This is a genomic window from Alcanivorax sp. (genome assembly GCF_051117345.1).
GTDB lineage: Bacteria > Pseudomonadota > Gammaproteobacteria > Pseudomonadales > Alcanivoracaceae > Alcanivorax.
In genome coordinates, this window is the sequence record NZ_JBNPEC010000195.1 from 1 (window position 1) to 8,015 (window position 8,015).

The window sequence follows — 8,015 nt, forward strand, 5'->3', positions numbered from 1 at the left end:
GGTCGTTATGAGACAGGCAAGTCATGAGTCAGGACGATATCAAAGCGCGGGTTTGCCAAGATGCCTTTGCTATTTGTAATGAGCGTATAGCAGCCGATGCTTGGGTTGCTTTGCCAGAGATCATGGATTCTATTCAGGCGCAGCTGGCGTGGCTCGTTTCTTACTTTGAGTGTGCTAGCGCGGAACGAAGCAAGCTCTTTGAGTTGACCTCCGGGCACTATGCCGTAAGGGAGGTGGATGAGCAGGACCGAGAGTTCGTCGAAGCTTTACAAAAAGCATTCTACGTGGCGACAAGAACAAGAGAGGGGCTGAAAGTTGATCTTAATGTCCTTGGCATCGTCTCATAACAAGGCGCAGCACTACGCAGCCTACTGCTGCCGGACGCTCGCAAGCTCGCGCCGGTGTGCGCGGCGTTATGCAGTGAGAAATTGAAAGTGTCTGGTTTTTATGGATAAAGAGATGCTCCCTCCATGGCTTGCGCATCCGAGTATTCCGCTTGGTTCTACTGGCTGGCGCATGGGTCATGGAGAGAAATATTGGTATGAGTTTGTTGTTTGGTTCTCCACATTAAGTGTGGTTGAAAGAGAATCATATAAACGTCGCTATCCGAAACCAGATAGCTGGGAATTATTTTGGCCATATATTCCCGAGAAGCTAGATGAATATTTGGCCGGTAATGCATAACAAGGCGCTGCTGCCGACAAGCGACAGAGCGCGGCGTTATGAGGTCCAAGCCCGTGAGCAATGAGGATATAAAGGCGACGGTGTGCAAGGAAGCTCTAGAAGCTCTTTCGGATAGCAATGGCGCAATCGCACCGCAGCTACGAGAGTCGATAGAGGCCCAGTTGAGATGGCTTATAGATTATTTCGAGGGCCGCACTGGTGAGAGAAAGCGGCTATTTGATCTTACTTTTGGCCACTATGCCGCTCGGGAAATTGACCCGCGAGAGGGGAGGCTAATAGATGCCCTCAACAAGGCTTTCTACGTGGCTGTTAAGACTAGGGAGGGTCTAAAAATTGATCTTAAACTTTTGGGCTACAGCTCATAACAAGGCCAAGCACGCGACAAGCGCGTGTTGGCAGCGTTATGAGCCTTGGAAGATCGAAATATAGAGGGTGGTAGCCGATGACGATGCGCACTTTTACAAAGCTCCAATGTTCCTGTGGGCACACCGGTTCAATAGTCGAAAGCGAGAACGATCAGCCCTATTCTAAAGAATGGTCATCTACCAGCCTTCGAGACCTTGATCGTAAAGGGCAATACTCCGGGCCAAATAGTCTGTTTGCCAGTATGCGTCCTTCGTGTCCAAAGTGTGGCGCAACTCTTACTCCAGAAAATATTATGAATTAGGGGGCAGCTTGGTCGCGGCTCATAACCAGGCAATTAAGTGTGCTCCGGGACTGACGGCTCTCCACCAGACCGCCTTTCCGCTGCGCTACAAGGCGGCCGCTTATTTTCGGCGTTATGTGATTGAGGGAGTCAGCGGAATTGCCTAATAGCAACAAAATGCCAAATAAAGAGGAAGAGGAGAGAAAAGCAGGGGAAATATGTTTGGAAATCCTAATCTTGTTGGTGGCTCTCTGTTTTGCCGTTGCATCATACCTGTTCAGTCACGCAACTGGCGAGGCGCATTGGTTTGGTAGGTCGGGAGCCGTGGTAGTGCTTCTATCTGTATGGGTTGAGACTCTGAATTACGCAGCTCAGCAACGTCTGAATGACTGCAGGCAATCTGCTGCTGGGTTTGTTGGTGGGTTACCGCAAGATTGGAGTATGCCAAGACGAAGAAAAATCTTGGAGTATGTGACTTTGTTCATCGTTATCGTAGGCACCTTGATTTGGGGGTATGGGGATCTCGTGGCGTGAAAGCGCATAACAAAGCCATTAAATTCGCTCCCTACGGTCGCCGGACGCTCGTTCCTCGCGCCGTTTATGGCGGGCGTTAGCAAATGAAAAGTCGGAGGAAAAGTGGAGCATCAGAGTGAACCCCACTTGAAGTCCATCAAAGAAGATGCCGCCGAAGAAGGGCGTCAATTGTTGCGTATGCTGAAGCTTTCGCCGTTGATTGTCTTCTACGGTATGTATGTCTCTGGCATTTATAAATCTGAAGGCCTTTTATCCGCTTCAGTCGCTTGGTTATGGATTGCTTTTTTGGTTTGCGGTTGGCCGAAAGGGTTTATAAAGCAAACGGGAATGGCTGTAGTCTTCGGGATTGTTCTTCCGTTTATCGTGCTGCCTTATTTTATTCATTGATATAATCGCGATGAATATACATTGCTAAAAATATGGCGGGTGTCATGAGTGGCCACCCTCATGAAGGGAGGTATTGGTGTTTAAAGTAAAAGCGACTCAGCATGTTCTAGCGGTCAAGGATCTAGAAAAGACCGAAAACTACTTTCTCGACAAACTTGGGTTTTCTGTCCGCTTTCGTGTGGACGGCTGGTCGTTCCTGAGTCTCGGCAGCTTTCACATCATGTTAGGGCACTGCCCGGACGAACTTCCGGCACGTGATACCCATGAACATTCTTACTTTGCCTATGTGAACTGTGTGGGTATCGACGAAGTTTACCGTGATTATCAGCAGCGTGACGCTGAGATATTCCAGGCAATATCGGATAAGCCTTGGGGGTTACGTGAATTTGGTGTGGCTACACCCGAGGGGCATCGAATCATGTTTGGTGAAGAGATTGAGCCATCAAGAGGGAGCCCATAACTAAGCCATGCATTGGATGCCAAACCCCCCGCTTCGAACGGTTTCGTCATCGGTGATTTCCAGTGTTCATACAAAGTAAAACAATGCGAAAAGCCTTAATATTCTTTTCTCTGCTTGCTCTCATCGCTGGATGTGAGTTCAAGATCCCTGGCGTCGACGAGCAGTTCGGCGAACAAAATTTCGTTTCAGCTGTTTCAATGATAGAGCTCTACAACGTGCGGAACGGAGAGTATCCGCAGTCTCTGGGTGATCTAGAGTTCCTGGGCGACTGGGATGGGATCTGGTTGTCTGCCGTGCGATATGAGAAGACCGATTCAGGCTACAACTTGTTCATTGAGAGAGGCTGGGCAGGAAAACCGTCATTGGCATTCCCGGTTGAATTTAAGCAGGGCCTGGGTATCCAGGATACGAATGTTGCCTGGATCAGCGAGTAAAACCCCACAATGTATGGTTCCCGGATTTCAAAAAGGGCAGAGCGCTAACCACCTATGCTGAGTTTTATCCAGAGATACAAACTGAACCGCGCGGTGGAAAGCTATATCAATGAGCTCGGTCCGGCGCTTGTAAAACGTTATGGTGCCTGTGATCAGTACACCGTGATGCAAGTGGAAAAAACGGCTCGAAGCCTGAATTTAGGGATGCAGTACATCTCCTACGCGATAGCGCTTTATCGCTAGGATGAATCGAAGAATACGATTGATCTTTATCGAATCGACCAGGATTTTCTGGATACCCTTCGCGAGGAAATTGCGGCTGCCTATTTCGGCGGGGATATTGCTTATAGTGCGATGAGCGTTATCGACCTGGGCCGGCCAAGAGGCTGGGGTGGTGGTGTTCATCGAAACTGGATTGCCAATATTCATGGCAAAACCGGGTTTTGAGTCAGTGGAGGCGCGTTCCCGATGTCTCCTCCTGGGGAGGCGGCCATAGGGCGGGAATACCTCCTTGGTGTATTTCCGCCCTGTGGGCTTAGCGGGGGTCGTTACTTTCGTTGTGTTCCCCATCGTTGGCCTTTGGCGCCGGACTATTGCCGTCTTGCTGTACGTTTTTTTCCTGTTTTTCCCCCTCAATACACAGCTTGTCGCCATCGCCGTTGCGGATATGGATATCCAGCTGGCTGAAGGCGATTTCGATGTCGTGTTCCTTGCACAGGGCATCAATGTGGCGGTTGAGTTCGTCGGTGGCGGCCAGGCGGTCGCCGATGTCGTTGACGTGGACGCGCAGTTCGTGGTCCAGGGTGCTGGCGCCGAAGGTGAGGAAGAGCACCACCGGTTCCGGGTCACGCAGCACCCGTTTGTTTTCCCGGGCGGCCTGCATGAGGATGTCGCGGCATTTCTGCAGGTCGGAGCCGTAGGCGAAGCCCACCTTGATGATGATGCGGGTGACGGTGTCGGACAGGGACCAGTTGATCAACCGCTCGGTGACGAACACCTTGTTGGGCACCAGGATCTCCTTGCGGTCGAAGTCGATCAGGGTGGTGGCGCGGATGCGAATGCGACTGACGGTGCCATCCAGGTTGTTGATGGTGATCACGTCGCCGATGCGAATGGGGCGCTCGAACAGCAGGATGATGCCGGAGATGAAGTTGGCAAAGATTTCCTGCAGGCCAAAGCCCAGGCCCACACCCAGGGCTGCCACCAGCCACTGCATCTTGTCCCAGCTCAATCCCAGGGCGCCGAACGTGATGATCACACCGCTGGCCACGATTACGTAGGAGAGCAGGGTGGTGGTGGCGTAGCTGGTGCCCTGGCGCAGGTCCATGCGTGATAACACCAGCACTTCCAGCAGGCCGGGCAGGTTGCTGGCCAGCAGGAAGGTGACAGCACCGATGATCAGGGCGGTCATCACATCGCCCAGGCTGATGGGGGAGGAGCCACTGGCCTGGCCGGCAGCGTCGGCGGTTTCCCAGAGCACGATGTTTTCGGTGTAGGAGAAGGCGTGGAACACATCCGCCCAGACCCAATACACCAGCAGGGCGATACCGGCGATCAGTGCCAGGCGGATCAGGCGCAAGGATTGCTGGTTGACCTGTTTCAGGTCCAGCTGGGGTTCTTCCACTTCCACCGCTTCCGAGACGGCAGAGGAGGTGTCGGAGCCTTTCTGGTCGGCTTCCCGCTGGGCCACGGCGCGCCGGTAGGCCAGCCGCTGGGCGGCCACGGCCAGGCCGCGAACGGCCACCGCGTCGAGCAGAATCCACAGCACTACCAGGTAGAGGCTGTAGATCATGTGGCCGGTCAGGCGCACCGAGGTGTAGTAGTAGCCGATGCCGATCAGCACGGTGAGGATCAGAGGGGCGGCGGCGCAAAGGCCGGTGGACAGACCTTTCATGGTGCGGCTGTAATGCCGGCTTGGATAGCTCCTGGCCACCGAGGGCAAGCTGATCATCACCACGATCAGGCTGGCCACCATGATCACCAGGCCGAGGCGGTCGTTACTGAGCTGTGCCGGCCACTGGTCACCGAAGGCGATGATGAAGGTCATGGGGATAATGGCCAGGCCGGTGAGGGCCAGGCGGCGACGCATATGCTGATTTTGCTGGTTGTCCCAACGGAAATGGCGCTGGGCGATACCGCCGCTCTTCAGCAGCCGGTAAAGCATTTCGAACACCAACCAGAGCAGGGCGAGCTGTGCCAGGGCGGCCCCCAGTACGCTGGTGATAGTGCTGGGCTGACGCCACAGTCCGGCGGCAATCACGGCCAGGGCGATGGGCGCGGGAGACGAGATCAGCACGGTATAGATCAGGCTCAACGGCGTGTGCAGTTGGCTGTCACGGCGCAGGAAGCCCACATCCTTGTTCATGGTGTCGATGCGCTTTTTCAGTCGTGGGCGCAGCAACACGAGAATAATCGCGGGAATGGCGGCCAGCACCAGCCAGCCCCATTTTCCGGTAAGCAGGTCACGGGTGCCCTGCCAGAGGGCTTTCCAGGGCATGTCGCGCAGTTGCTGGGTAATATGCCCGGGCAGCTTGCCCAGCCATTCCAGGCTCACCGGCTGGGTGCTGGGCATCCAGAAAGTCTGCTCGGAGATAATGCTGTGCAGGCTGCGCGATACCTTGTCCAGTTGCTCCTTGTTGAGCTGGGTACGGGTGAGGATAGCCAGTTGCCGCCCGAGCTCCTGATTGAGCTGGTCGTACAGCTCGCGCCGCTCCCGATGCAGGATGGTAAATGCCTGCTCCAGATCCGGGGAGAGCTCCCCTTTGAGTTTTTCCTGTTCCGGCAGGGGCGAGTTATCCAGCGACTGGATCTTTTGCTCCAGCTCGAATTGCGCCAGGCGGGCGTCGGAAATGCGCTTTTGCAGGTTCATGTCCGACTGGGTCTGTGGCAGGCGTTTCTGTTGCTGATACAACACCCGTGACAGTAGCAGGCTGCCGTCCAGCAGGCGGATCTGATCGTTGACGGTGCTGGACAGGGCGCGGGCCTTGTCCAGTTGCGTCTTGGTGTCGATGGCGCGGCGCAGCAGGCTGTTGACGGCCTGGCTGGTGCTGGCGAGCTGTTCGCGCAGGGCCTGGTTTTCCGCCCTGGCATTCTGGATACGTTTGTTTTCCAGCACGGTGTCCGGCAGCGATGATTCCGGCGAATTCGCCATCTCTTCCAGCTGATTGATACGGCGTTGCTGGATCAGGGGCTGTACGGCATCCAGCTGGGCTTCCAGGGTGGCTTGTTCGGTACGCAGTAACTGCTGTTCCAGGCGGGCCACATCCTGTTTCTTGTCGACGACGGTCAGTTCCTGGTTGTAGCGCTCAATGCGGGTTTCCAGGGCGCGCAGTTCGGTATTGAGCCCCTGTTCCTGTTTTTCGTTGAGCGGCTCGCCGTTTTCGTCGGTACCTTCATTGAGTCGGGAGCGGATGGTATCCATGCGCTCCATGGCCTTGCTGATCACATTCTGGGCCTGCTCGGGCAGGGTCTGGGCGCGGGTCAGTTCACCGTTGACCTCGGCCAGGCGGCTCTGGTTCTTTTCCAGCGCATCCAGGCGGCTAGTCAGTCTCTCGATCAGGGCCTGCAGCCCCAAATTCTTATACTGCTCAGCCCAGTCCTTGTCCTGCTGTTGCCGGGCTTTGGCGAGCTCGGCGTTGAGGCGTGCGCGCTGGGTGGATGCCTGGCGCGCGAAGGTTTCCAGATCCTTGATGGTTTGCTGGTTGCTGTCGATCTCGCGGCGTAGTTCCAGGGTCTGTTGCAGGATTTTCTTGTCAGGATTGGCGTTGCCACCGCTGCTGGTGTCTTCGCTACCGGAGATCTGTTTTTCCAGGTCGCCGACGCCGGGCAGGGAAAAGCCGCCGATCTGTGCCTGTGCCATGGCGGGGAGAAAAATCAGCAGAAAAAGGGCCAGACGTCGATCCATAACCAGAAAGCTCCAATGGGTAAGGCGGGCTATCAATGGGTTTTGCAGGGTGTAGTTCGCTGTGCTCCGTGCACCCTGAGAGACGATTATCTTACGTCGAATTCTCCGCAAGCTTACCAAGGCGTTGCAAGGGGTGCAGCAGTTGTTCTGCCTGCGCTGGCATCCGTTATCTGACAAAAGACCGTGTCCCTGTTTTGTCATCCCTTTCGGTCAGGGTGGGTATTGCCCTGGCAGAAAATGTCCATTTTTTGTCCGGCTGCGTCCTAGGGTGAGGCGGGAAGTGTGTTTATTGTTTAACCAATAAACACAACAAACTTCATAACAATTGGGAGGGGACCCATGAACAAGCTCGCACTCTGTGGCCTGCTGGCCACCGCCGTTGCCACTGCGCCTGCCCAGGCGTTTCAGCAAATCACCCACAAGCGCATTGCTATCGATGCGGTGGAGTACATGAAAAACCATCCGGGCACCACCGAATACAATCGCCTCAAGGCCTGGGTTAACGCCGCCGGTTACAGCATGGAGCAGTTCGCTGAAGTGATCGGGCAGGGCGCCTATGACGTGGATGATTTTCAGGATACCTACCTGTGTGGCGCGGTCTCCGGTGATTGCGTCTATGCGCCGGTATTCAACGCCGGTGCGTCGCTGGTGAACTACACCTCCTACTGGCACTTCCAGAATCATACCCGCAGTTCCGATGTGCACGGTAATGACTTGGGCGGGTACAACTACGATCTGCTCACGGTCTGGGGCGATATCGATAATATGGCCGCGTCCTGGCTGTACGGTGACTATCTGGATGATGGCCCCGGTGGCATGACCGGCTGGTGGTCGTCGGATGATCCGCAGTACAACACCTATGGCATTACCGAAGCGAACTACCGGCAGGGAAGCTACTCCAGCAAGTCCATGTACGACGACTTCGAGGAAATGCCGTTCCAGCCCATCGATAACCTGGGGCAGTAC

General features: G+C 55.1%; 7 protein-coding genes and 2 pseudogenes. 8 read left to right on the top strand and 1 reads right to left on the bottom strand.

Translation table 11 applies throughout. The features are described from left to right. The first annotated feature begins 23 nt into the window (after positions 1 to 23). The 7 genes and pseudogenes from ACFE0K_RS12405 to ACFE0K_RS12435 all read left to right on the top strand — a co-directional run bounded on the left by ACFE0K_RS12405 (position 24) and on the right by ACFE0K_RS12435 (position 3,592). Entirely contained in the window at positions 24 to 347 is a 324-nt protein-coding gene (locus ACFE0K_RS12405) for an immunity protein Tsi6 family protein (RefSeq protein ID WP_434536360.1), read from the top strand. Positions 348 to 447: 100 nt separating this feature from the next. Further along, on the top strand, positions 448 to 684 hold the full coding sequence (locus ACFE0K_RS12410; protein WP_434536361.1) for a hypothetical protein: 237 nt from the start codon (positions 448 to 450) through the stop codon (positions 682 to 684). A gap of 53 nt (positions 685 to 737) precedes the next feature. Continuing rightward, positions 738 to 1,049: an immunity protein Tsi6 family protein gene (locus ACFE0K_RS12415; RefSeq protein WP_434536362.1), complete on the top strand. Its 312-nt coding sequence runs from the start codon at positions 738 to 740 to the stop codon at positions 1,047 to 1,049. A 941-nt stretch (positions 1,050 to 1,990) separates the two neighbouring features. After that, positions 1,991 to 2,251: a hypothetical protein gene (locus ACFE0K_RS12420; RefSeq protein ID WP_434536363.1), complete on the top strand. Its 261-nt coding sequence runs from the start codon at positions 1,991 to 1,993 to the stop codon at positions 2,249 to 2,251. 76 nt (positions 2,252 to 2,327) lie between these two features. Beyond that, the gene (locus ACFE0K_RS12425) at positions 2,328 to 2,711 is read left to right on the top strand and encodes a VOC family protein (RefSeq protein WP_434536364.1); all 384 of its coding nucleotides are present in this window, start codon (positions 2,328 to 2,330) and stop codon (positions 2,709 to 2,711) included. 83 nt (positions 2,712 to 2,794) lie between these two features. Further along, positions 2,795 to 3,145 carry a hypothetical protein gene (locus ACFE0K_RS12430; RefSeq protein ID WP_434536365.1) on the top strand — a complete coding sequence of 117 codons (351 nt, stop codon included), beginning with the start codon at positions 2,795 to 2,797 and terminating at the stop codon, positions 3,143 to 3,145. Positions 3,146 to 3,199: 54 nt separating this feature from the next. Next, positions 3,200 to 3,592 (top strand): annotated as a pseudogene (locus ACFE0K_RS12435) (DUF6559 family protein). Positions 3,593 to 3,680: 88 nt separating this feature from the next. Here the strand turns inward: ACFE0K_RS12435 and mscK are convergent. Continuing rightward, complete coding sequence (mscK, locus tag ACFE0K_RS12440; protein ID WP_434536366.1) at positions 3,681 to 7,049, bottom strand: mechanosensitive channel MscK; 3,369 nt, start codon at positions 7,047 to 7,049, stop codon at positions 3,681 to 3,683. A 339-nt stretch (positions 7,050 to 7,388) separates the two neighbouring features. On the opposite strand from mscK, the pseudogene ACFE0K_RS12445 reads away from it, so the two are divergent. Next, positions 7,389 to 8,015, top strand: a pseudogene (locus ACFE0K_RS12445) (phospholipase); the annotation flags it as partial.

Bases quoted from the DNA above. Each gene is read 5' to 3' on its own strand.
- mscK (WP_434536366.1), bottom strand. From the start codon at position 7,049: ATGGATCGACGTCTGGCCCTTTTTCTGCTGATTTTTCTCCCCGCCATG.
- ACFE0K_RS12405 (WP_434536360.1), top strand. From the start codon at position 24: ATGAGTCAGGACGATATCAAAGCGCGGGTTTGCCAAGATGCCTTTGCT.
- ACFE0K_RS12410 (WP_434536361.1), top strand. From the start codon at position 448: ATGGATAAAGAGATGCTCCCTCCATGGCTTGCGCATCCGAGTATTCCG.
- ACFE0K_RS12430 (WP_434536365.1), top strand. From the start codon at position 2,795: ATGCGAAAAGCCTTAATATTCTTTTCTCTGCTTGCTCTCATCGCTGGA.